The following is a 22,926-nucleotide window of genomic DNA, read 5'->3' as shown; positions in this document are numbered from 1 at the left end:
CCGGAGGTATAAAACCACAAACTGTGTGCGTGTTAATATAATTTAAGAGTTATTTACAAATTATTTATAGAACAAACAAGTCTTTTTTAATGAATAGTTGTCGAAATATCTTTATTTCTGATAATATTAATAGCTTTCCTGTCAATAAGACGCTTGTTTTTCAATTTAAAGCTAATTTCATTGTTTTTATCGGTTATATTAATTTTTACCTCAGTTGTCCCCTCTTCATTCACTAAATCAGATATTTTATCGATGTCTTTAATTGATTTAATATTAAATACAATTTCGTTAACAGGCTTATTAAAAAGATCCTTGAGAGATGCAATTTTTTGAACATTTATTCTTTTAAATCTATTTTCATCGTTAGAAATGGTTTTGATCAAGGTTATGATTAAAGAGCTACCCTCCACTAAAGCCTCTCTATTAAGTTCTAAAATATCTGAAAAAATAAATAGCTCAAAAACACTAGTTAAATCAGTGAACTTAATAACTCCGTATGAATTACCTTTTGCAGTTTTTCTTTCAGTGATTTTTAAAAGTGTAGCTGCAATATTTGCCTCTTTTATTGTATCATCCAAATTAAACTGTGCATAATCGACAATTTTATAATCATCAAAAATTTCTTTGAATTGATTTAAAGGATGGTCAGATATAAAAAAACCAATAGCTTCAAATTCTCTTGATAAACGATCCTCAAACTTCCAATCTTCAATATTTAGAACTATTTCATTATCCTGTTCTTCATCTGAGCCAAAAAGATCAATTTGATTTGCTGCTTTGTTTTCATAAATATTTTTTGTTTTTAAAATAAAATTTGGAATAGAATTAAATAAGGCTTGTCGATTGTTATCTATATTATCAAAAGCTCCTGCTTTAACCAAACCTTCTAATTGAAGTTTATTTATATCTTTAGGATTAACTCTATTTAAAAAATCATTTATAGATTTAAAATCTCCATTTTCATTTCTTTCTTTAACAACATTTGATATTGCTTCATAACCAACACTTTTAATTCCACCAAGAGCATAATAAAAATTATTGTCATCGAATTGAAAATCTGCAAAGCACTTATTAATATCAGGTCGTATAACTTTAATATTAATTCTTTTTAGTTCTTCATGGAATTCTCCCAATTTATTTTGATTTGAAATATCCATTGTCATAGATGCTGCAAAAAATTCTTTAGGATAATAGGTTTTTAAAAAAGCAGTTTGATAGGAAATTATAGCATAAGCAGCAGCATGACTTTTGTTAAATCCATATTCAGCAAATGGTTCAATTTTTAAAAATATACTAGCTGCAACTTCTTTGCTAATTCCATTTTTCAAAGCACCAGCAATAAATCCCTGTTTCTGCTTTTCTAATTCGGCTCTTTTTTTTTTACCCATAGCTCTTCTTAAAATATCTGCCTCACCAGCGGTAAAACCAGAGAGTTTTTGCGCTATTTGCATCACTTGTTCTTGATAAATAATAACTCCATAAGTAGGTTTTAAAATATCTTCAAGTAGTGGATGTAAGTAATCAGGTGTTTGTCTTCCGTGTTTACAGTCATTGTAAATTGGTATGTTGCTCATAGGTCCTGGACGATAAAGAGCAACAAGAGCAATAATATCTTCAATATGGTTAGGTTTCATTTGCAACAATGCTTCGCGCATACCAGCACTTTCAACTTGAAATAATCCAACAGTGTTACCAGAAGATAAAAGTTCAAAAACTTTTTGATCATCAAAATCAATATCTTCAATTTTGAAATCTTTAACTTTTTTATTAATCAATTTTTGTGTTCTATTAATAACTGTTAAAGTTTTTAATCCTAAAAAATCAAACTTGATTAAGCCAGCATTTTCTGCTGAATACATGTCAAATTGTGTTGATGGTAACAGCAAGTCTGCTGCAGCATCTTTGTATAAAGGTACAACTTCAGTTAATTTTCTATCAGCTATTACAACGCCTGCTGCATGAGTTGCTACATTTCTATTTAAACCTTCTAATTTTAAAGAAAGATCAGTTAATTTTTTTACACGTGGGTCTTCATTAACTAATTTTTGAAGTCGTGGTTCACTATTAATACACTCAGTTAGACTTTGAGGTCTAGAGGGATCAAAAGGGATCATTTTTGAAATACTGTCAACAAAACCATATGGTAGACCTAATACTCTACCAACATCTCTAATAACCATTCTTGCTTTTAATTTTCCAAATGTAATTATATGAGCAACACTATCTTTATATTTTGTAGTTAAATATTTAAAAACAAGATCTCTTTTTTCCTCACAAAAATCTATATCAAAGTCAGGCATTGATACTCGATCAGGGTTTAAAAATCTTTCAAATATTAAATTAAATTTAATCGGATCAACATCCGTAATGGATAAACACCAAGCAACCAGTGAGCCAGCCCCAGAACCTCTACCAGGTCCTACTGGAATATCGTTATTTTTAGCCCATTTAATATAATCAGATACAATCAAAAAATAACTTGGATATTTCATTTCGATTATGATTTTTAATTCATGATCTAGTCTGTCTTTGTATTTCAAAAATTTATCATCTGTTTTTAAATTGTTTTCTTCAACTTTAAAAACTTTGAGGAATTTTTCTTTTAATCCGTCTAGCGAATCTTTTTTGAGTATTTCATCAGCACTGCCTCCTTTTTCAGAGCTAATATTTGGAAGTACGGGTTTTGAAAACTGTGGTCTAAAATTACATTTAAATGGTAAATTGAAGTTATTTTCCAAAGCTTCAGGAAGATCTGAAAATAGCTTTGACATTTCTTCATTAGATTTAAAATAATGCTGGTTGCTATATTTAATTCTATTTTTTTCATTAACATAAGTTTTAGAACCAATGCACGTTAAAGCATCATGAGCTTCGTGCATGTCAGGTGTTAAGTAATAAACTTCATTTGTAGCTATAATTGGTATTTGAATTTTTAAAGATTGTTCTAAATTGAATTTTTCAAAAGCAATTTCGTTTTGATCACCATGTCTTTGGATTTCAAGGTAAAAATTATCATTAAATTTTGATGATAAGCTTCTATATAGTTTTGATATTTCATCTAAACGACCTTTTTCAAATAGTTTACCGAATAATCCTTGAATAGTTCCAGAAAGTAAGGACACACCCTCAGTGTCTATTAAAAGATCTTTTACATCTAAATGAGGGTCAGATAATGCATCATTTTCAAGGTAAGATCTTGAGGAAAGTTCAATAATTCTCTTATATCCATTTTCGTTAAGAGCTATTAGGGGTAATAGCCCTGTTGTATCTTCAAATCTAAAATAAATTTGAGTGCCAATAATTGGCTGTGTACCAACCTTAGAAATATTTTCAGCGAACTCTAATGCACCACATAAATTAGATGTGTCTGAAATACCTAAACAGGGTATTTTTTTTTCTTTGCAAAAATCTTTTAAGTTATCAATTTTGATAGCACCTTCACAAATTGAATACTGTGTGTGAATTTTTAAGTGATTAAAATTTTGATTATTTAATTCTGGCATTGATAGCTTTTATATTACCATCAATCATTTCTAATTTGCAATCAGCCATATTAGCAAAAAATCTATTGTGAGTTGCATAAATTATTAATCTATTTTTATTTTTTAATTTATATAAAACATTAAAAACCTCTTTAGCAGTAGTATGATCTAAGCTGCCAGTAGGCTCGTCTGCTAATATAATTTCAGGTTCATTAATTAGTGCTCTAGCCATTGCAATTCTTTGCATTTCACCTCCTGATAGTTCAGATGGAAAATGAGCTTCACGTGATGAAAGACCCATTGTTTTTATAATTTCTTTTGCTCTTTCAATTGAATTTTTTTTATCATTTGTTAAAGCTAAACCAGCTAAATAAACATTCTCTAATGCAGTAAAATCTGGAAGTAAATTATTTTGTTGATAGATAATACCAATTTTACTTGATCTAATTTTATCATTTTTCGCATTTTCATTAAAGTTTACTGGTGTTTTATTAATTATCAATGAACCAGTGGTAGGTTTATCTATTAGTGACAAAACATTTAATAATGTAGACTTTCCAGATCCAGATGGACCAACTAGAGAATAAATCTTACCTTTTGTAAAAGAATAATTAATTTTTTTTAAAACATTTATTTTTTTATTGTTAGAAAAAGATTTAGATATGTTCTTTAATGATATCAAATTATTCATACTTAAGTCCTTTAACAGGGTCTAATTTTGAAGCTTTTATTGCTGGAAAAATTGAAACGATAATAGTTATAAAAATTGAACAAAGAGAAATTATAAAAATTGAAGTTGGGTTTATTTCAGAGGGCATTGTGCTCAAAAAATAAATCTCTTCAGGAAATAAGCTAATATTAAATGTATTACTTAAGAATTCTCTCAGGTTTTCAATGTATAGAGAAAATATTACACCTAAAAAGATTCCAAAAAGTGTTGCTGTAGTTCCAATAATAACACCAACAAGGAAAAATATCTTAACAATAGACTTGTTCATGACACCAATCGACTTGAGTATAGCTATATCTCTTGTCTTATTTTTAACTAAAATTGTAAGACCCGAAATAATGTTAAAAGCAGCTACTATAATAATCAAAGATAAGATTATAAACATTACATTTCTTTCAACCTTTAATGCAGAAAACAATGAGCTATTCATATCAGCCCAACTATATACAAATTCATTTTTGAATATTTCTTGAATTTTATTTTTTGCTTCTTCAATATTTGATGGTTTGTTCAAATAAATTTCTAGGTTACGGTCTTCTTTTTTAAAACTAAAAAAGTTTTCCAATGTTTCTAAATTTATAAAAGCAATATTTGCATCAAAATCCGCTAAACCACTATCAAAGATAGATCTAATAATAAAAGTTTCTTGCCGGGGTAGACTTCCTATTATTGTTTCAATGCCTACTGGAGACATTATTGATACTTTATCTCCTACACTAAGATCTAAATTAAAACTTAATTCTTTACCTATTGATATCGAATTCTTTGTTAATTGGTTTGATTTACCAATTAAGTTTCCTTTTTTTACAACATCAAGTTTTAGAAAGTTTTCTCTACTATAACCTCTTAAAATTAAACCTTTAGTGTAGTTTTTACTAATAACAATTGCTTCACCAGAATTACTAAGTATTAATTCTTTTGAAATTAATTTTAGATTTTCACTATTTAGTTTTTCTAAATTAATAGAAGTTTCATATGGCTTAACAGTGACATGAGCATTAAATCCTACAATCTTATTAATTAACTCACTTCTAAAGCCATTCATAACAGACATCACAATAATAAGTACTGCAACACCAAGGCTAATTCCAATAAATGAAAAAATGGATATTATATTTAAAAAACCGTCTTTTTTTCTGGTTTTTAAATATCTAAGTGTAATTTCTTTTTCTAATGCAGAAATCAATTTTTTAATTTTTGTTCAGTTAAAATTTGAGTTATTTGATCTAGTGTTAAACTTTTAGGATCCTTTCCAATCTCTTTAAACTCTAATAAATTATCTTCTGAATTTTTTCCTAAAATTATTTGATAAGGCACACCTATCAAATTAAATTTTTTAATTTTAGATGAAAGATTTTCATCCATATCATCAATAATTGTATCAATATTTTTACTTTCAAAATGTTTAAAAAGTTTATTCGCTTTATCTAATGCCGATGTATCATTTTTGTTAATCATAGGTATTATTGCAAGTTCGTATGGTGCTACAGAAAATGGCCATTTCATTATTTCATCTTTTTGATCATATTTAGCTTCTATAATTGCTCCAACTAGCCTTGATACACCAATTCCATAAGATCCCATTTTAACAAAATCTTTTTTGCCACCTGGGAGATCTACAGCTGCATTTAAAGCTTTTGAATATTTATCTCCAAAATAAAAAATGTGACCTACCTCTATACCTTTTGTAATTAACCTATTTTCTTCTGACACCTTTTCTTCAAATTCTTTTTTATTAAATTTTTCATCGGCTACAGCGTAATATTGTTCATATTTTTTTCTTAAGTCTTGTAAGGATTGTCTATCCAATACAGTTCCTTCACTACCTAAATCAAAAACTCTTTTATCTGTAAAAATTTTACTTTCTCCTGTATCTGCTAAAATAATAAATTCATGAGATAAATTTCCACCAATTGGTCCCGTATCAGCTGCCATTGGTATTGCTGAAAGTTCTAATCTTTTAAATGTTTTTAAATATGAGAAAAAGAATTTATTATACGAGAATGTTGCATCTTCGTCATTAACGTCAAACGAATATGCATCCTTCATATAAAACTCCCTACCTCTCATTATTCCAAATCTTGGTCTAACTTCATCTCTAAATTTCCATTGTATATGATATAATAATTGAGGAAGTGACTTATAAGATTTTACACTTGATCTAAATATATCTGTAACTAACTCTTCATTGGTTGGTCCATAAAGCATTTCTCTACCTTGACGGTCTTTAATACGAAGCATTTCATCACCATAATCGTCATAACGACCACTTTCTTTCCAAATATCACTGGGCTGTATAGTTGGCATAAGTATTTCTTGGGCACCAATTTTATTTTGTTCTTCTCTTACTATTTGTTCAATTTTTTTCATCACCTTAAAACCTAAAGGTAGCCATGAATAAATACCTGCTGAGGATTGTTTAATCATACCAACCCTTAGCATTAACTGATGTGATTTAATTTTTGCTTCTGATGGGTTATTTTTTAATATTGGAATGAATGACTTTGAAATGTACATTTTAATTAATTATATATCTTAAATTTAAATATTCATATTTTATCAATAAATAAATTATCACGAAAATAACTGTTGTTATACCAGTACAATAAATGAATTTTTTTAGCATCTTAGGATTTTCAGGAGAACCTGCGTCTTCACCATCAATTTTGATAGATTTTTGTCTATTTACATCAATTGGAAGGATTGTAAAAAAAACTATCCACCAAATTATTATATAAATTATAGCAAGACCTGTTGCACTCATTTAAATTCTTACTAGGTTGATATTGATAAATGGTCTTTTACCAGTGAAATCTTTAGCACATTTTCTACATGTTATTTTTAAAGCATCAATTAAATTAAATTCTTGCTTTTTACTTTTTATAGAAAAAGTTCTAGTTGTTTTTTCGATTGCTTCTTCTAATTCGTATATAAACTCATCAACATCATAAACAGGCAGTCCTCTAAAAGTTAACACGGGTCTTTTGTGGATATTACCTTTTGCAGTAATTAAAATAGTAACCTCCATATATCCATTTGCACTAATGTTTTTTCTATCTTTAATTGATTGAGCATCTTCTTCTACAGTCATATTACCATCCAAATAAAGTCTACCACTTGGTGCTTTATCAAAAACATGTGGTTTACCAGGTGCTAATTTTACAATATCTCCATTTTCAACTTGAACAGGATGTGGAACTTTCATTTCTTTAGCAAACTTCATATGTTCAATCATATGTCTGTGTTCACCATGAACAGGAACTGCACATTGAGGTTTTACCCAATCGTACATCTCTCTAAGATCATCTCTATTGGGGTGTCCAGAAACATGAACAAATTCGCTTTCTTCTGAAATAACTTCAACACCATCTTTAACTAGTTGATTTTGTAATTTATACAATTTTTTCTCATTACCTGGAATAATTTTTGAAGAAAAAATAACAGCATCATCTTTTTCAATGAATACATCCGGGTGAGTATTACTAGAAATTCTCATTAGTGCTGCCATAGGTTCCCCTTGGCTACCTGTACAAAGATAAACTATTTTTTCTCTAGCAATTTTTTTGGCATCACGCGCATCGATAGGTTCTATAACATTTTTTAAATAACCACATTGTCTTGCTGCTTTAAATATTCTATGCATGGACCTTCCTACTAAAGATATTTGTCTACCAGTTTTTTCTGCACAATAAAAAGCTGTTTCCATACGTGCAACATTTGAAGCAAAAGAAGCCATAACAATTCTCTTTTTAAGGCTACCCATGATATTTAATAAACTTTTTCTAACATCTAACTCTGAACCAGCTTTACCCATGCTAAATACATTTGTTGAATCACAAATCATAGCAAGCACGCCCTCATTACCAATTTCTTTAAGTCTATCTGAATTAATCTTTTCACCAATAAGTGGCTCAGGATCAATCTTCCAATCACCAGTATGCAATATTACACCTACTGGAGTTTCAATTCTAAGACCATTGGGCTCAAGGATTGAGTGAGTTAGAGTTATATATTCTATTTTAAATGGATCTAAATTTACAGTTCCATTTAATTGAACTATTTTGAGAAACTTGGTTACATCTATATTTTTTTCTTTAAATTTTTCTTTTATTAAAACCGCTGTAAATGGAGTTGCAAAGATTTTACATTTAAGTTGAGGCCAAAGATGTGCGATCGCACCAATATGATCTTCATGTGCATGAGTTAAAATAATTCCTAAAAGGTCATCTTTTTTATCAACAATAAATCCAGGATCTGGGTAAATAAGATCAATACCGGGTAAAGTATCATCAGCAAATGTAACCCCAATATCAACCATGATCCATTTATGCTCACCAGGTTTACCGTAGGCAAATAGGTTCATATTCATACCAATTTCTCCGGACCCTCCTAGAGGGCAAAATAATAATTCATCTTTCATATTTATTTAATTAAAGTAGTGGCTCTGATTAGGCCTTTAATTGTTATGTCTTTATTTAATGTAACTTTCGTTTTTATTGAATTTTTGAATAAACCAGAAAATCCTCCAGTAATAATAATTTTAAAGGACATCTTAGTCTCTTTCTTAATTAAATTAACAATATTGTCAATTAAACCCTCATATCCCCAAAAAAAACCTGCTCTAACAGCACTAATAGTGTTTAAACCAATTACTCTATTTGTTTTTTTTAAATTGATCTTTGGAATTTGTGATGCTTTATCGGTTAATGTATCCAATGAGAGTTTAACACCAGGTGCTATAACGCCACCATGATAAGTATTTTTAATCAAAACATCAAATGTGGTTGCAGTTCCAAAGTCTAAAATTATAAAATTATCCTTATTATTAATGATGCTAATTGCATTTGCTAATCTATCTGAACCAATTTGTTTATAATTAACTTTAATCTTAATCAATTTATTTAAATTAAGTTTTTTTAGTTCGTGACACTTAATTTTATAAACTTTTTTAAAAAAGATTTTAACTGCATTAAATTTTTTTGGTACGACGCTGCAAAATAAACATTTGTTAATTGATTTATTTTTTAAATTTAGGCCAAGTAAAGATTTATTAAGTGAGGAGTGATTTATTTTTTTTGTTAATAAAGTAACACGTTTAATAATAATGTTTTTAGAGTTTACTAAACAAATTTTAGTTTCAGTATTTCCTATATCACCAACAATAATCATTTTAAATTTCTATCTAAGTTTTTTATATTAAATTTAGGAAACATTGGAATAAAAGTTTCATAAATTTTTTTTAACCTTAAAGCAGCATAATTAGGGGTAATTTTGGTACCAGTTAAGTCAAACAAATTTGTAGTTAAATAGTTTTTTATAATTGGACTCTTAGTCAAATTTATACCCACTCCAACAACAATAAATTTTTCACCAGATTTGGTTAATATTTCTTGTAAAATACCTGAAATTTTCATTCTATTAATTAATAAATCATTTGGTTTTTTAATTGTAATTTTACCATTATAAAATTTTGATAATAATTTTTTAACTAAAAGACAGTTAACTTTTGTTAAATCTTTCAATGATAATTGGACTTTGTTAATTTTAAAAAAAATACTAACAAATAAATTTCCTTTAAAAGAAGTCCATTTTTTTCCATATTGACCCCTTCCCTTTTTTTGTTTTTCAGCAATTATAATTCCAGATTTATTATTGGTTTTTTTAATTATTTGTATGGCTAGATCGTTAGTACTATTTACAGTTTTAAAATTAAACTTTTTTAATTTCATTAAATAATATTAATTCTAGATACAATTTCCACTAATTTGCTTGGAAAAATAAAATATAAGAGAATTAATAATGTTGAAAAAGTCAGGGATCCTTTTAGCCAAATATTATGATCTGTGTCATAACTTTCTTTTTCTTTATCAAAGTAAATAACCTTAATTATTTTGAGATAATAAAATGCAGCTATTACTGTTGATAAAAGACCCACAATAGCCAAGAAGTACATTGACTGCTCTATGACAGCTTTAAAAATATAAAATTTTGCAAAAAAACCAGCTAGTGGAGGAATCCCTGCTAATGAAAAAAGAATAGCTAGTAATGATAATGATAAAATTGGATGATTTTTTGATAGCCCTGATAAATCATCAATGGTTTCATAGTAAACATCATTTCTCTTTAACATCAATAGGCAACTAAAAAAGGCAAGATTCATAACCAAGTATATCGACATATATACAATGGAGCTTTGAATGCCTTCGTTTGAACTTGTAGACAAACCAGCTAGAGCATAACCCATATGACCAATTGAACTATATGCAATCAACCTTTTAAGATTATTTTGACCAATTGCAGCAATAGCACCAAAGATCATGGAGGCGATTGATAAAAATATTAATATAGGTTGCCATTGATCGATCATATTAACAAAAGGTATATATAAAAATCTTATGAAAACCGTAAGAGCTGCAACTTTTGGTACAATTGCAAAGAATAATGTGACAGCAGTTGGAGAGCCTTCATACACATCTGGTGCCCACATATGGAATGGTACAGCTGATATCTTAAATGCCAAACCAACAAGTATAAAAACAATTCCAAATGTTAAACCATAATGAGATGAATTCATTAAATCACCAATAACATTAAAATTAGTTGATCCAGAAAACCCATAAACCAAAGAACATCCATACAACAATAATCCTGATGATAAAGCACTCAAAACAAAATATTTTAGTCCAGACTCTGAAGACTTTAATTGATCTCGATTAAATGATGCTAACACATATAAAGCTAAAGATTGCAACTCAAGACCTATATAAAAAACCATAAGATCATTTGAACTGATCATTACCATCATGCCTAAAATTGAAGAAAGAATTAAAACTGGATATTCTATTAAAAAAATCTTAAATATTTTGAGATATCTTGTTGAAATTGATAAAACAAATGCACCTCCTAAAATAGTGAGTATTTTCATAAATGATGAAAGATTATCTACAACGTAACCATCATTAAATAGTGAAATATTTTGATCTAACGGATTATTAAAAATTAAAATACCCGTAATAAGTAAAGATCCTACTGCAAGATTATGAACAATTTTTGAGCTATTCTTTTTATAAACTCCAAGAAGCAATAAAAACATTATAGACAAAGATATAAATATTTCAGGTAGTATAAAATTTAAATTATCCATTAATTTTGTACCTCTGTTATATTCATATTTAAGTTAAAATTGTACATCTCTATTAAATCTTTTACAGAAATTTCAATCGTATTAATAAGAGGCTCTGGATAAAATCCAAAAAATAAAACTGGTATTGCTAAACACCACAAAATAAATTTTTCTGAATTATTAAGGTCAGGCATTTTTAAAAGTTCTTTATTTTTAATCTCTCCAAATACAACTCTTCTATATAGCCACAACATATATGCGGCGCCAAAAATAACACCTAAACTAGCTATAACTGCTACTAAGAAATTATCTTTAAATGCCCCCATTAGTATTAAAAATTCACCTATAAAACCACTAGTACCGGGTAAGCCTAATGCAGCTAAAGTGAAAAGCATAAATAATATAGAATATTTAGGCATAACCGAAACTAAGCCACCGTAAGTTGCTATTAATCTGGAGTGCATACGATCATAAACAACTCCAACACATAAAAACAATGCTGCTGAAACCAAACCATGACTTATCATTTGAACTATACTTCCTTCAATACCTTGTTGGGTGATTGTAAAAATACCTAATGTAACAAATCCCATGTGTGCAACTGAAGAATACGCTATTAACTTTTTCATGTCTTCTTGCATCAGCGCAACAAGAGATGTGTATACAATAGCAATCAAACTCAAGGCATAGACTAGAGGCGTAAATAAATCAGAAGCTACTGGGAAAAGTCCTAAAGAAAACCTAATAAACCCATAACCAGCCATTTTAAGTAATATAGCTGCAAGCAAAACAGAGCCAGCAGTAGGCGCTTCAACGTGTGCATCTGGCAACCAAGTGTGTACAGGCCACATTGGAGTTTTGACAGCAAAAGAACTAAAGAAAGCTAACCATAATAAATTTTGATATTTGGTGTCTATACCAAGTTCATAAAGCTGAGTTATATCTGTGGTTCCTGATATCCAGTAGATCGAAATTATAGCAATTAGCATTAAAACAGAACCAAGTAATGTGTATAAGAAAAATTTAAATGCTGAATATACTCTTCTTGCTCCACCCCATATTCCAATTATTAAAAACATAGGTATTAATCCAGCTTCAAAAAATAAATAAAATATAACAAGATCAAGAGAGCAAAAAACACCAATCATTAAACTTTCCATTACTAAGATAGCAATCAGGAAATCTCTAAGTCTGTCTTTAACAGTATTGTTAACTGAGATTATACAAAGTGGTGTTATTAGCGCAGTTAAAACTATAAATAAGATTGATATTCCATCAATACCTATCTTATAATTAATAATTCCCTTTAACCATTCTCTATCTTCAACAAACTGAAAATCAGAAGTGGTTGGGTCAAACTGATACCAAAGGTATAAAGAAATTAAAAAGTTAACAAACGATGTAAATAAAGCAACATATTTACCTGTATTAGAATTTTTATCTTTGGAAAATAATAGAAACAAAGAGCCCACTACAGGTAGTAAAATTAAAGATGATAAAATTGGAAAATTCATTAATTCAAAATTAAAAATGTTAATAACGCAGAAAATCCTAATAATATCATAAATGCATATTGATAGATAAATCCACTTTGAAATTTACTTGCTTTTAAAGATAGCCTATTAATCAATGAAGAAACTCCATCTGGTCCAAATTTATCAATAATTTTAACATCAACTACCTTCCAAAAAAATATTCCTAATTTTTTTGAAAATTTAATGAACAAAACATCATAAAGTTCATCGAAATACCATTTGTTTATTAAAAAATTATGTAATGGTTTATTGGATTGAGCAATTCGATTTGGAATATCTTTATCTTTAACAAATAAATAATAAGCAATTGGAATGGAGGTTAATACAAGTGCTGGTGTAGTTAAAAGAAACCATAAAGGAGGATGTTCTGTACTTAATGGATTTAAAAATTTAATTGAATCTCCCCAAAAACTATTTCCACTACTATTACCAATGAACAAATCCTTAAATAAAAAACCAGCAAAAATAGCTCCAATAGCAAGTATAAATAAAGGTAAAAGCATTACTAATGGGGATTCGTGCATTTCGTTAATATTAATTTTTTTATTATTATAATCTCCATGAAACGTTTTAAAAATTAATCTCCAAGAATAAATTGATGTTAAAACAGCAGTCAAAATTCCTACACCTGCCGCATAATATCCTGTTGTATTTCCTTTAAGATACGCAAATTCTATAATTGCATCTTTTGAATAAAAACCAGATAAGAATGGAAAACCAGTAAGAGCTAATGTTCCAATAATCATAAATATATAGGTATATGGAAGTTTTTTATAAACACCTCCCATCTGATTAATATCTTGCTCATCTTTAAATGAGTGAATTACAGATCCAGAACCTAAAAAAAGTAAAGCTTTGAAAAAGGCATGAGTAAATAAGTGAAACATAGCAACATTATAGGCACCTACTCCTGCCGCAAAAAACATATAACCAAGCTGACTACAAGTTGAGTATGCAATTATTTTTTTTATATCAGTTTGCACTAAAGCTACAGTTGCAGCAAAAAAAGCTGTAGTCATTCCAACAACAGTAATTATATTTAGTGTAAGAGGTGAGTATTCAAAAATTGGAGAACATCTTACAACTAAAAAAACACCAGCTGTAACCATGGTAGCCGCATGAATTAAAGCTGAAACTGGTGTGGGGCCTTCCATGGCATCTGGCAACCAAGTGTGTAAGAAAATTTGTGCTGATTTACCCATTGCACCTATGAATAAAAGAATACAAATTAAATCAATTGCTCCAACATTTATTCCTAAAAATAAAAGTTTTTTTTCAACAATTTGTGGAATTTGATTAAAAACTTCTACATAGTTTACAGTACCAAATAAATAAAAGATTAAAAAAATTCCTAAAGCAAAGCCAAAATCACCTACTCTATTTACCACAAAGGCTTTTATTGCAGCTGCATTTGCTGTTTCTTTTTTAAACCAAAAACCAATCAAGAAATATGAACAAAGCCCTACACCCTCCCATCCAAAAAATAGCTGAAGAAAATTATCAGAGGTAACTAATGTTAGCATTGAAAAAGTGAAAAGTGACAAATAAGCCATGAATCTCGGCTTATGTGGATCATGAGACATATAACCAATTGAGTAAATATGCACTAAAGCTGAAACTAAAGTTACAACAACAAGCATTACAGATGATAAAGCATCAACTTTAATAGACCAATTAACATCTAAAGTTCCAGAGTTAATCCAAGTTGCTACAACTACATTACTTTCATATCCGTTAACAATTACTTGATAGAATAATATAATTGAAAGTAACGCTGAAATTGACACAAAAAGACTAGTTACAATTTCTGAATTCCTGTCACCTAAATATTTACCAAAAAAACCTGAAGTTATTGAGGCTAATAATGGAAGAAATATTAAAGCTAATTCCATATTATCCTTTTAAACTGTCAATTTTCTCAACATCAATTGTTGATGAGTTTCTATAATAGACAACAATAATTGCTAAACCTATTGCCGCCTCTGCCGCTGCAACAGTTAATATAAAAAGAGTGAATATTTGACCAGAAATATCGTTTAAAAATATTGAAAATGAAACTAAATTAATATTTACAGCTAATAAAATAAGCTCAATACTCATTAAAATTACTATAATATTTTTTCTATTTAAAAATAATCCGACTATGCCGATAGTAAAAATTATTGCAGCCAATGTAAGATAGTGACCTAAACCTATACTAATCATCAGATTTAACTCCTTTATTGTTCTCAACATCAATTAATTCAACACCATCTGATCTTTCACGAGATATTTGACTAAAATAACTTTGTCTTTTAACTCCAGATCTTTGTCTAAATGTAAGAACAATAGCACCTATCATTGCAACTAATAAAATCATTCCACTTAACTGAAAAACATGAATGTAATCTGTATATAGAACGTAACCAATTGAATGAGTATTGGTTATATTTTTATCTATTGTTAAAGACATTGCCGAGACAAGATCAGGTTTATATTTCCATCCACCAATTACGATTATTAATTCGAAAAATATTATAACACTTACTATTAGTCCAATAGGTATATGTTTTGAACTTTCCTGTGCACTAAACCACTGATTTTTTTGTTGAGCTACATTTAACATCATAACTACAAATAAAAATAAAACAGCAACCGCACCTACATAAACAATCAACATGATCATTCCCAAAAATTCAGCGCCGATCATTATAAATAGGCATGAAATGCTTATGAAATCTAAAATTAAAAAGAAAACAGAATGAACGGTGTTTTTAGATACCGTTACCATTATAGCAGAAACAATTGCTATAAAAGAAAACGTATAAAAAAATATTGCGTGCGCTAACATAATTATCTGTGAGAGTTATCAGTTTTAATATTGGCTGCTAAAACATTTTCCCATCTATCTCCATTATCGAGTAATTTTTCTTTATTATAATAAAGCTCTTCTCTTGTTTCAGTTGAAAATTCAAAATTAGGCCCCTGTACAATAGCATCAACTGGACAAGACTCTTCACAAAGACCACAATAAATACATTTCATCATATCAATATCATATCTAGTAGTTTTTCTGCTACCATCAGATCTTTCAGAGGATTCAATTGTGATTGCTTGAGCTGGACACACAGCTTCACATAACTTACATGCAATACATCTTTCTTCACCGTTAGGATATCTTCTTAAAGCATGTTCACCTCTAAATCTTGGGCTTATTTTTCCTTTTTCAAAAGGGTAATTTATTGTTTTTTTAGATTTAAATATTTCTTTGATAGCAATATTTAAGCCGCCTAAAAAATCTAATAAAAAAATTGTTTTAAATATTCTTGAAATTTTCATAATTAATTAACCGGTAATAAGTTGAAGTAAAACAAATAGCTAGCTGTTAGAACTACCCATGTTAATGATAATGGTAAAAATATCTTCCATCCTAGTCTCATTAATTGATCGTATCTATATCTCGGAACAATAGCTTTAACCAAGGCAAACAAAACAAATAAGAATAATATTTTAAAAATCATCCAAATTGCGCTTGGAATTAAGTTAAATGGATAAAGATCAATGGGTGATAGCCACCCACCTAAAAAAAGTATTGACCCCATAGCGCACATCAAAAGAATATTTGCATATTCTCCAAGCCAAAACATTGCATACATCATGCCTGAATATTCAGTTTGATAACCCGCAACAAGTTCTGCTTCTGCTTCAGGCAAATCAAATGGCGGTCTGTTTGTCTCTGCTAATGCAGAAATAAAGAAAATCACAAACATTGGAAATAATGGAATTATAAACCATAAATTTTCTTGAGCCATAATTATATCGTTCAAATTTAAAGAACCAACACAAAGCAAAACATTTATAATAATAACTCCAATTGATACTTCGTAGGAAACCATTTGTGCAGCAGATCTAATAGCGCCTAAAAAAGGATATTTTGAATTTGAAGCCCAACCACCCATAATAATTCCATAAACACCCAAAGAAGAAACAGCGAATAGATAAAGGACACCTACATTAATATCAGCCAATACTTGAGTTGCACTGAATGGAATAACAGCCCACGAAACTAAGGCCAAAGTCATAGTTACAATTGGTGCTAGTATAAAGATTACTTTATTTGAACTTGAAGGAATTATAACTTCTTTAAAAATATATTTTAATGCATCAGCTAATGATTGAAGCAAACCAAAAGGTCCAACAACATTAGGTCCTTGCCTTTTTTGTACAAAGGCCCAAATACGTCGGTCAAGCCACACAATCATAGCCACAGAAACTAAAACAGGAACTAATAAAAATAATATTTTGTAAGTTTGTAAAAAAATAATATTAAGATATTCCATAAATTAACCTTCTGTTCCTGTAGACTTTAAATCTGCTTTTAAATGTCTACACTCAGACATAGTTTTTGAAGCTCTAGCAATTACATTTGAATAATAATAATCATTATCTATTTTAATCAATTCATTTTCAAAAATTAATTCCTTAACTTTTGATGAAGTTAAAGAGTTATTTTTTTCAATATGTAGATTTATTTGATTAATTAAACTGCTATCCAGCTCATCTTTATCATTAAATAATTTTCTATGATTCATGGACTCTGCAAGTTCATTTATTATTACCCAATCCTCTTTTGCAAGTTCTGGTGGATAAGATGCTTTGTAGGCTTTTTGTAATTTACCTTCTAAATTTGTAAAATAACCATTTTGCTCTGTATAAGCAGCCCCTGGCAAAATAATGTCTGCTATTTCCGCTCCTTTATCTCCATGAGAGCCTTGATAAATAATAAACTCATTTTTTTTTTCAAAATTAATAGTGTCTAGACCTAGAAGATAAACAATTTCAAACTTGTGATCTTCCAAGTCTTTCAAAACTTCATTGTCACCATCAGTTGTTTTATATACCCCAAGATCAAACGCACCTACCGTGGATGCATTTTCAGAAATTATATTTAAAGCATTCCAATCATTGGAAAGTTTATTATTTTCATCTAAAAATTGCTTGATTGATTCAAAAATATATTTAGATGATTTATTTTTAAGTGCAGATTGACCCATTATAATCATAGGTTTCTTTGCTTGTTTAATTAAATCAGATACCTCATGTTTACCTTCGATAATTTTTTTAACAGTTTCAGTGTTTCCATCTAAAGACTGGTAAGGGTATGTAAGATCACCTACTTCATTTAGCGAAATAATTTTAGTTTTGTTTTGAAGATAGGATTTTCTAATTCGGGCATTTAAAATTGTTGCTTCAAATCTAGGGTTTGTCCCTAAAAGGAAAATAAAATCAGCTTCTTCAATTCCATTAATTGATGAGTTGAATAAATAATTTTCTCGCTTTCCTGGATTTAAATAACTGTAATTATCTCTAGACTCTATATTTTGAGAACCTAATGTTTTATTAAAAAATTCTTTAAATATATAAAGTGTTTCCATATTGACTAAATCACCAGTTAACCCACAGATTTTTTCTTTATCAGTGTTTTTAAACTTAGATTTAATTATATTAAAAACTTCAGACCATGATGCTTTTTCAAATTTTCCATTATACTTAATATAAGGTGTATCTAGTCTTTGATTTGATAAACCATCGCAAGCATGTCTTGTTTTATCAGAAATCCATTCCTCGTTAATGTCTTCGTTTATTCTTGGTAAAATTCTCTTAACTTCCCAGCCATAGGTATCAACTCTTATATTAGAGCCAATAGCATCCATAACATCAATAGATTCGGTCTTTTTTAATTCCCAAGGTCTTGCTTCAAAAACATATGGTTTAGATGTTAAAGCTCCAACAGGACACAAATCAACAACATTAGCAGATAATTCTGATTGCATTGATTGCTCAAGGTAAGTAGTTATTTGCATATCTTCACCACGTCCTATTGCTCCTATTTCTGGTACACCAGCAATTTCTGTTGCAAACCTAACACATCTAGTACAATGGATGCACCTTGTCATTTGAGTTTTAATTAAAGGACCCATATTTTTTTCAGGAACTTGTCTTTTATTTTCTTTAAATCTAGATTTATCTACCCCATAAAACATTGATTGATCTTGAAGATCACATTCGCCACCTTGATCACATACAGGACAATCTAATGGGTGATTTGCAAGTAAAAATTCCATCACACCTTTTCTTGCTTTTTCAACAAATTCAGTATTCGTTTTAATATTCATACCTTCAGCAGCAGGCATCGCACATGAAGCAACTGGTTTTGGAGATTTTTCCATTTCAACTAGGCACATTCTACAATTTCCAGCAATTGAAAGTTTTTCGTGATAACAAAATCTTGGAATTTCAACTCCAGCTTTTTCACAAGCTTGTAAGACTGTTAAGCCATCTTCAACTTCAACTTCAATATTGTTAACTTTTAATTTAGGCATTTTTTTTATCCAATAAATGTTGATCGACTAAATAAGGAACTTCATTATTTTTTTTTATTGTTGGTTCAAAATTGTTTCGTTCCTCAATTTCTTTTCTAAAATGTCTTAACAAACCCTGTACAGGCCATGAAGATCCTTCACCGAAAGCACAAATAGTATGACCAGCAATTTGATTTGTAACATCACCAAGCATTTCTACTTCATCTTTTGACGCTTCTCCCTTAGCCATTCTTTCTAGCATTCTCCACATCCATCCAGAACCTTCTCTACATGGTGTGCACTGTCCACAACTTTCATGTTTATAAAATCTAGCAATTCTTGCCATACATTTAATAATATCCTGATCATTATTTATAACGACAATACCTGCGGTTCCTAAACCACTTTTCTCAGCAACAAGTGAATCAAAATCCATTGTTAAAGTTTCACATGTTTTTTTTGGTATAATAGGCATAGAAGATCCACCTGGTATTACAGCTTGTAGATTATCCCATCCACCAATTACTCCGCCAGCATGTACTTCTATTAACTCTTTAAGAGATATACTCATTTCCTCTTCAACGTTACATGGTTTATTAACATTTCCAGATATACAAAATATTTTAGTTCCTGTATTTTTCGCTTTTCCTAATGACGCAAACCATTTACCACCTTTTCTCAAAATCGTCGGAACAACAGCTATAGTTTCCACGTTATTAATTATTGTTGGACATCCGTATAATCCTATTAAAGCTGGAAAAGGAGGTTTTAATCTTGGCTGACCTTTTTTACCTTCGATGCTTTCTAGGAGTGCTGTTTCTTCACCACATATATAAGCGCCTGCTCCATAATGAATATAAATATCTAAGTCCCAGCCAGTACCAGAGGCATTTTTTCCTATAAGTTTTTTTTCGTAAGCTTCATCGATAGCTTTTTGAAGTTTTTGTCCATCAATAAAATATTCGCCGCGTATATAAATATAGCAAACATGGGCCTGAACTGCGTAAGAAGCAATCAAACATCCTTCTATTAATTTGTGAGGTTCAAACCTTAAAATATCACGATCCTTACATGTGCCAGGTTCAGATTCATCACCATTTATAACTAGATAGTGAGGTCTAGAACCAAGTTCTTTTGGGGCAAAAGACCATTTAAGACCCGTAGGAAATCCAGCACCACCTCTTCCTCTTAATTCCGATGATTTAACTTCTTCTATAATCCATTCTCTACCTTTTTTAATTATTTCAGCAGTATCTACCCAGTCGCCTCTATTTTTTGAAGACTCAACATCTGAACCTTTGTCATTATATAGGTTTTGAAATATTCTATCTTTATCGTTAAGCATTTTTTAAATCCAAAAGTGTTTTTCTGTTATTTTCAGGTTCATTATTAACTCTTCCTCTATAAGATCCTGGCTTTGGCGTCTTACCATCAAGTATCTCATCTAAAATTTTTAAAGTTTTTTCTTTATCGAGGTCTTCATAATAGTCATCATTAATTTGCATCATTGGGGCATTAACGCATGCACCCAAACATTCAACTTCCATCCATGAGCATGATTTATCAGTAGATAATTCATTTTCATTTTCTGAAATTTTTTCTTTGCATGCTTCAACAAGTTTATATGCTCCTCTGATCATGCATGGTGTAGTTGTACAAACTTGGATAAAGTGTTTTCCAACTGGTGATAGGTTGTACATTGTGTAAAAAGTGGCCACCTCATAAACTTTTATATAAGGCATATCTAAAAACTTTCCGATATATTTCATTGCTGCAAGTGGTATCCAGTTATCATTTTGTTTTTGAGCGATATATAGTAATGCCATTACAGCGCTTTGTTGTTTTCCTTCTGGATATTTGGAAATCATTTCTTTTGCTGCAGCTAGACTATCTGCTGTGAATTCAAATTTTTCTGGTTGTTCTTTTGCAGGTTTTCTTAAACTCATTATCTGTCAACCTCTCCAAAAACAATATCTAACGAACCTAAAACAGCAGGTACATCAGCAAGCATATGTCCTTTAATCAAATAATCCATTGCTTGTAGGTGAGAAAAGCCAGGAGCTCTAATTTTACATTTGTAAGGTTTGCTGGTTCCATCAGAGATTAAATAAACACCAAATTCACCTTTTGGTGCTTCAACAGCTGTATAAATTTCATCTTTATCAACACGATAACCTTCAGTGAATAATTTAAAGTGATGAATTAAAGCTTCCATTGATTGTTTAATATCTTTTTTGGGTGGAGGACTAATTTTTCCATCTAATGATTTAATTGGTCCTTTTTCCATTTTACTTAAGCATTGTTTGATTATTGAAACACTTTCTCTCATTTCTTCAATTCTACATAAATATCTATCAAAACAGTCTCCATTTTTTCCTACTGGAATTTTAAATTCTAGTTGTTCATAACAGTCATAAGGTTGAGATTTTCTTAGATCCCAAGGAACTCCAGAACCTCTAATCATAACACCACTAAAAGAATAATCTAACGCATCTTCCTTGGTTACAATTCCTATATCAACATTTCGTTGTTTAAATATTCTGTTGTCAGTCAATAATGTTTCAAGATCATCTATTATCTTAGGAAACGACTCACAAAAATTACCTATATCTTCTTCAAGACCCATCGGTAAATCTTGATGAACACCACCCGCTCTGAAGTAATTGGCATGTAGTCTTGAACCAGATGCTCTTTCATAAAATGTCATTAATGTTTCACGTTCTTCAAAACCCCATAGTGATGGAGTTAAAGCACCAACATCAAGAGCTTGAGTTGTAACATTTAATATATGACTTAATATTCTTCCAATTTCACAAAACATCACTCTGATTAATTGGGCTCTAATTGGAACATTTATCTTTAAAATTTTTTCTATAGCTAAAGCAAAAGCATGCTCTTGATTCATTGGGGCAACATAATCAAGTCTGTCAAAATAAGGGACTGCTTGCATATACGTTTTATTTTCTATTAGTTTTTCTGTTCCCCGGTGTAGAAGGCCAATATGTGGGTCAGCCTTTTCAACAACCTCTCCATCCAATTCTAAAATTAATCTTAACACACCATGAGCTGCGGGGTGCTGAGGTCCAAAATTTAGATTTAATGTTTTAATTTTTTTTGTCATTTTCAAGGTCAGTTTGATCTTTAATATATTTTGTTCCTTCCCAAGGGCTTTCGTAATCAAAATTTCTATAATTTTGTTCTAACTTAACTGGTTCACTAATAACTTTCTTTTGATCTTCGCTATATCTAACTTCAGTATGACCAGTTAAAGGAAAATCTTTTCTTAAGGGGTGTCCTTCAAAGCCATAATCAGTAAGTATTCTTCTCATATCTGGATGGTCTTTAAACTTAACTCCATACATATCAAAAACTTCTCTCTCCATCCAATTTGCTGCAGGATAAATGGGTGTTAGTGATGGAATAACTTCATTTTCACTTATTAGGTAACTTAATATAATTCTTTGATTAAATTCATGACTTAAAAACAAATACACAACTTTAAAACGTTGAGCATTTTCAGGGTAATCAACAACTGTAATATCAATTAACTGTCTAAATTTTGTATTCTCATTACTTTTAATAAATAACGTCACATCTATCAAATCTTCATTGTCAATATTAACATATAACTGTTCATGTCTAATCTCAGTTTTTTTAATTTTAGTTGTAAGTTCCGAGTTAATTTTTTTTTCAAGATCAATTAAATTTTGCATAT

At 29.7% G+C, this 22,926-nt stretch carries 20 protein-coding genes; all 20 read right to left on the bottom strand.

Annotation, left to right across the window (positions count from 1 at the left end):
• Window positions 1-86 precede the first annotated feature (86 nt).
• The 20 genes from dnaE to AC5SL4_RS02470 are packed head-to-tail and all read right to left on the bottom strand — an operon-like array spanning window position 87 to window position 22,924.
• Complete coding sequence (gene dnaE / locus AC5SL4_RS02565; protein ID WP_006997015.1) at window positions 87-3,503, bottom strand: DNA polymerase III subunit alpha; 3,417 nt, start codon at window positions 3,501-3,503, stop codon at window positions 87-89.
• Window positions 3,487-4,173, bottom strand: coding sequence for an ABC transporter ATP-binding protein (locus tag AC5SL4_RS02560; RefSeq protein WP_011282025.1), 687 nt, complete (start codon window positions 4,171-4,173; stop codon window positions 3,487-3,489). Before AC5SL4_RS02560 ends, dnaE begins: the two co-directional genes overlap by 17 nt.
• Window positions 4,166-5,398 (bottom strand): FtsX-like permease family protein, encoded by a 1,233-nt coding sequence (locus AC5SL4_RS02555; RefSeq protein WP_006997017.1) that lies wholly within the window; start codon window positions 5,396-5,398, stop codon window positions 4,166-4,168. Before AC5SL4_RS02555 ends, AC5SL4_RS02560 begins: the two co-directional genes overlap by 8 nt.
• A complete protein-coding gene (gene proS, locus AC5SL4_RS02550) occupies window positions 5,395-6,729 on the bottom strand; it encodes a proline--tRNA ligase (protein ID WP_494587523.1) in 1,335 nt (444 codons plus the stop codon). The genes AC5SL4_RS02555 and proS overlap by 4 nt, the downstream gene beginning before the upstream one ends.
• 1 nt (window position 6,730) lies before the next feature.
• Window positions 6,731-6,976 (bottom strand): DUF1467 family protein, encoded by a 246-nt coding sequence (locus tag AC5SL4_RS02545; protein ID WP_011282023.1) that lies wholly within the window; start codon window positions 6,974-6,976, stop codon window positions 6,731-6,733.
• Window positions 6,977-8,632, bottom strand: coding sequence for a ribonuclease J (locus tag AC5SL4_RS02540; protein WP_494587522.1), 1,656 nt, complete (start codon window positions 8,630-8,632; stop codon window positions 6,977-6,979).
• 2 nt (window positions 8,633-8,634) lie between these two features.
• Window positions 8,635-9,381 (bottom strand): type III pantothenate kinase, encoded by a 747-nt coding sequence (locus AC5SL4_RS02535; protein ID WP_020169351.1) that lies wholly within the window; start codon window positions 9,379-9,381, stop codon window positions 8,635-8,637.
• A complete protein-coding gene (locus AC5SL4_RS02530; RefSeq protein WP_006997022.1) occupies window positions 9,378-9,941 on the bottom strand; it encodes a biotin--[acetyl-CoA-carboxylase] ligase in 564 nt (187 codons plus the stop codon). Before AC5SL4_RS02530 ends, AC5SL4_RS02535 begins: the two co-directional genes overlap by 4 nt.
• On the bottom strand, window positions 9,941-11,356 hold the full coding sequence (gene nuoN / locus AC5SL4_RS02525) for an NADH-quinone oxidoreductase subunit NuoN (protein WP_494587521.1): 1,416 nt from the start codon (window positions 11,354-11,356) through the stop codon (window positions 9,941-9,943). The genes AC5SL4_RS02530 and nuoN overlap by 1 nt, the downstream gene beginning before the upstream one ends.
• Window positions 11,356-12,849: an NADH-quinone oxidoreductase subunit M gene (locus AC5SL4_RS02520; protein WP_006997024.1), complete on the bottom strand. Its 1,494-nt coding sequence runs from the start codon at window positions 12,847-12,849 to the stop codon at window positions 11,356-11,358. The genes nuoN and AC5SL4_RS02520 overlap by 1 nt, the downstream gene beginning before the upstream one ends.
• Window positions 12,849-14,762 carry an NADH-quinone oxidoreductase subunit L gene (gene nuoL, locus AC5SL4_RS02515; RefSeq protein ID WP_494587520.1) on the bottom strand — a complete coding sequence of 638 codons (1,914 nt, stop codon included), beginning with the start codon at window positions 14,760-14,762 and terminating at the stop codon, window positions 12,849-12,851. Before nuoL ends, AC5SL4_RS02520 begins: the two co-directional genes overlap by 1 nt.
• A 1-nt stretch (window position 14,763) precedes the next feature.
• A complete protein-coding gene (gene nuoK / locus AC5SL4_RS02510; RefSeq protein ID WP_026225064.1) occupies window positions 14,764-15,072 on the bottom strand; it encodes an NADH-quinone oxidoreductase subunit NuoK in 309 nt (102 codons plus the stop codon).
• Window positions 15,068-15,700 (bottom strand): NADH-quinone oxidoreductase subunit J, encoded by a 633-nt coding sequence (locus tag AC5SL4_RS02505; RefSeq protein ID WP_006997027.1) that lies wholly within the window; start codon window positions 15,698-15,700, stop codon window positions 15,068-15,070. Before AC5SL4_RS02505 ends, nuoK begins: the two co-directional genes overlap by 5 nt.
• Before the next feature lie 2 nt (window positions 15,701-15,702).
• Complete coding sequence (gene nuoI / locus AC5SL4_RS02500; protein ID WP_494587519.1) at window positions 15,703-16,188, bottom strand: NADH-quinone oxidoreductase subunit NuoI; 486 nt, start codon at window positions 16,186-16,188, stop codon at window positions 15,703-15,705.
• A 2-nt stretch (window positions 16,189-16,190) separates the two neighbouring features.
• Window positions 16,191-17,189 (bottom strand): NADH-quinone oxidoreductase subunit NuoH, encoded by a 999-nt coding sequence (nuoH, locus tag AC5SL4_RS02495; RefSeq protein ID WP_494587518.1) that lies wholly within the window; start codon window positions 17,187-17,189, stop codon window positions 16,191-16,193.
• A gap of 3 nt (window positions 17,190-17,192) precedes the next feature.
• A complete protein-coding gene (gene nuoG, locus AC5SL4_RS02490; RefSeq protein ID WP_494587517.1) occupies window positions 17,193-19,232 on the bottom strand; it encodes an NADH-quinone oxidoreductase subunit NuoG in 2,040 nt (679 codons plus the stop codon).
• A complete protein-coding gene (nuoF, locus tag AC5SL4_RS02485) occupies window positions 19,225-20,556 on the bottom strand; it encodes an NADH-quinone oxidoreductase subunit NuoF (protein ID WP_011282015.1) in 1,332 nt (443 codons plus the stop codon). Before nuoF ends, nuoG begins: the two co-directional genes overlap by 8 nt.
• Entirely contained in the window at window positions 20,549-21,157 is a 609-nt protein-coding gene (gene nuoE, locus AC5SL4_RS02480; protein ID WP_011282014.1) for an NADH-quinone oxidoreductase subunit NuoE, read from the bottom strand. The genes nuoF and nuoE overlap by 8 nt, the downstream gene beginning before the upstream one ends.
• Window positions 21,157-22,332 carry an NADH-quinone oxidoreductase subunit D gene (locus tag AC5SL4_RS02475; protein ID WP_006997033.1) on the bottom strand — a complete coding sequence of 392 codons (1,176 nt, stop codon included), beginning with the start codon at window positions 22,330-22,332 and terminating at the stop codon, window positions 21,157-21,159. The genes nuoE and AC5SL4_RS02475 overlap by 1 nt, the downstream gene beginning before the upstream one ends.
• A complete protein-coding gene (locus AC5SL4_RS02470) occupies window positions 22,316-22,924 on the bottom strand; it encodes an NADH-quinone oxidoreductase subunit C (RefSeq protein ID WP_271616225.1) in 609 nt (202 codons plus the stop codon). The genes AC5SL4_RS02475 and AC5SL4_RS02470 overlap by 17 nt, the downstream gene beginning before the upstream one ends.
• Window positions 22,925-22,926 lie beyond the last annotated feature (2 nt).

The sequence above is a fragment of the Candidatus Pelagibacter sp. PS_02 genome, from assembly GCF_059418065.1.
The sequence above is the reverse complement of the archived record's forward strand: the minus strand, read 5'-3'. Positions and strand labels throughout refer to the sequence as shown.

Coding starts and splice junctions, on each gene's coding strand:
- nuoH (WP_494587518.1), bottom strand. CDS start 17,189: ATGGAATATCTTAATATTATTTTTTTACAAACTTACAAAATATTATTT.
- AC5SL4_RS02540 (WP_494587522.1), bottom strand. CDS start 8,632: ATGAAAGATGAATTATTATTTTGCCCTCTAGGAGGGTCCGGAGAAATT.
- nuoL (WP_494587520.1), bottom strand. CDS start 14,762: ATGGAATTAGCTTTAATATTTCTTCCATTATTAGCCTCAATAACTTCA.
- nuoE (WP_011282014.1), bottom strand. CDS start 21,157: ATGAGTTTAAGAAAACCTGCAAAAGAACAACCAGAAAAATTTGAATTC.
- nuoI (WP_494587519.1), bottom strand. CDS start 16,188: ATGAAAATTTCAAGAATATTTAAAACAATTTTTTTATTAGATTTTTTA.
- AC5SL4_RS02535 (WP_020169351.1), bottom strand. CDS start 9,381: ATGATTATTGTTGGTGATATAGGAAATACTGAAACTAAAATTTGTTTA.
- AC5SL4_RS02560 (WP_011282025.1), bottom strand. CDS start 4,173: ATGAATAATTTGATATCATTAAAGAACATATCTAAATCTTTTTCTAAC.
- nuoF (WP_011282015.1), bottom strand. CDS start 20,556: ATGCTTAACGATAAAGATAGAATATTTCAAAACCTATATAATGACAAA.
- AC5SL4_RS02470 (WP_271616225.1), bottom strand. CDS start 22,924: ATGCAAAATTTAATTGATCTTGAAAAAAAAATTAACTCGGAACTTACA.
- AC5SL4_RS02545 (WP_011282023.1), bottom strand. CDS start 6,976: ATGAGTGCAACAGGTCTTGCTATAATTTATATAATAATTTGGTGGATA.
- proS (WP_494587523.1), bottom strand. CDS start 6,729: ATGTACATTTCAAAGTCATTCATTCCAATATTAAAAAATAACCCATCA.
- dnaE (WP_006997015.1), bottom strand. CDS start 3,503: ATGCCAGAATTAAATAATCAAAATTTTAATCACTTAAAAATTCACACA.
- AC5SL4_RS02530 (WP_006997022.1), bottom strand. CDS start 9,941: ATGAAATTAAAAAAGTTTAATTTTAAAACTGTAAATAGTACTAACGAT.
- nuoG (WP_494587517.1), bottom strand. CDS start 19,232: ATGCCTAAATTAAAAGTTAACAATATTGAAGTTGAAGTTGAAGATGGC.
- nuoN (WP_494587521.1), bottom strand. CDS start 11,356: ATGGATAATTTAAATTTTATACTACCTGAAATATTTATATCTTTGTCT.
- AC5SL4_RS02505 (WP_006997027.1), bottom strand. CDS start 15,700: ATGTTAGCGCACGCAATATTTTTTTATACGTTTTCTTTTATAGCAATT.
- AC5SL4_RS02475 (WP_006997033.1), bottom strand. CDS start 22,332: ATGACAAAAAAAATTAAAACATTAAATCTAAATTTTGGACCTCAGCAC.
- AC5SL4_RS02520 (WP_006997024.1), bottom strand. CDS start 12,849: ATGAATTTTCCAATTTTATCATCTTTAATTTTACTACCTGTAGTGGGC.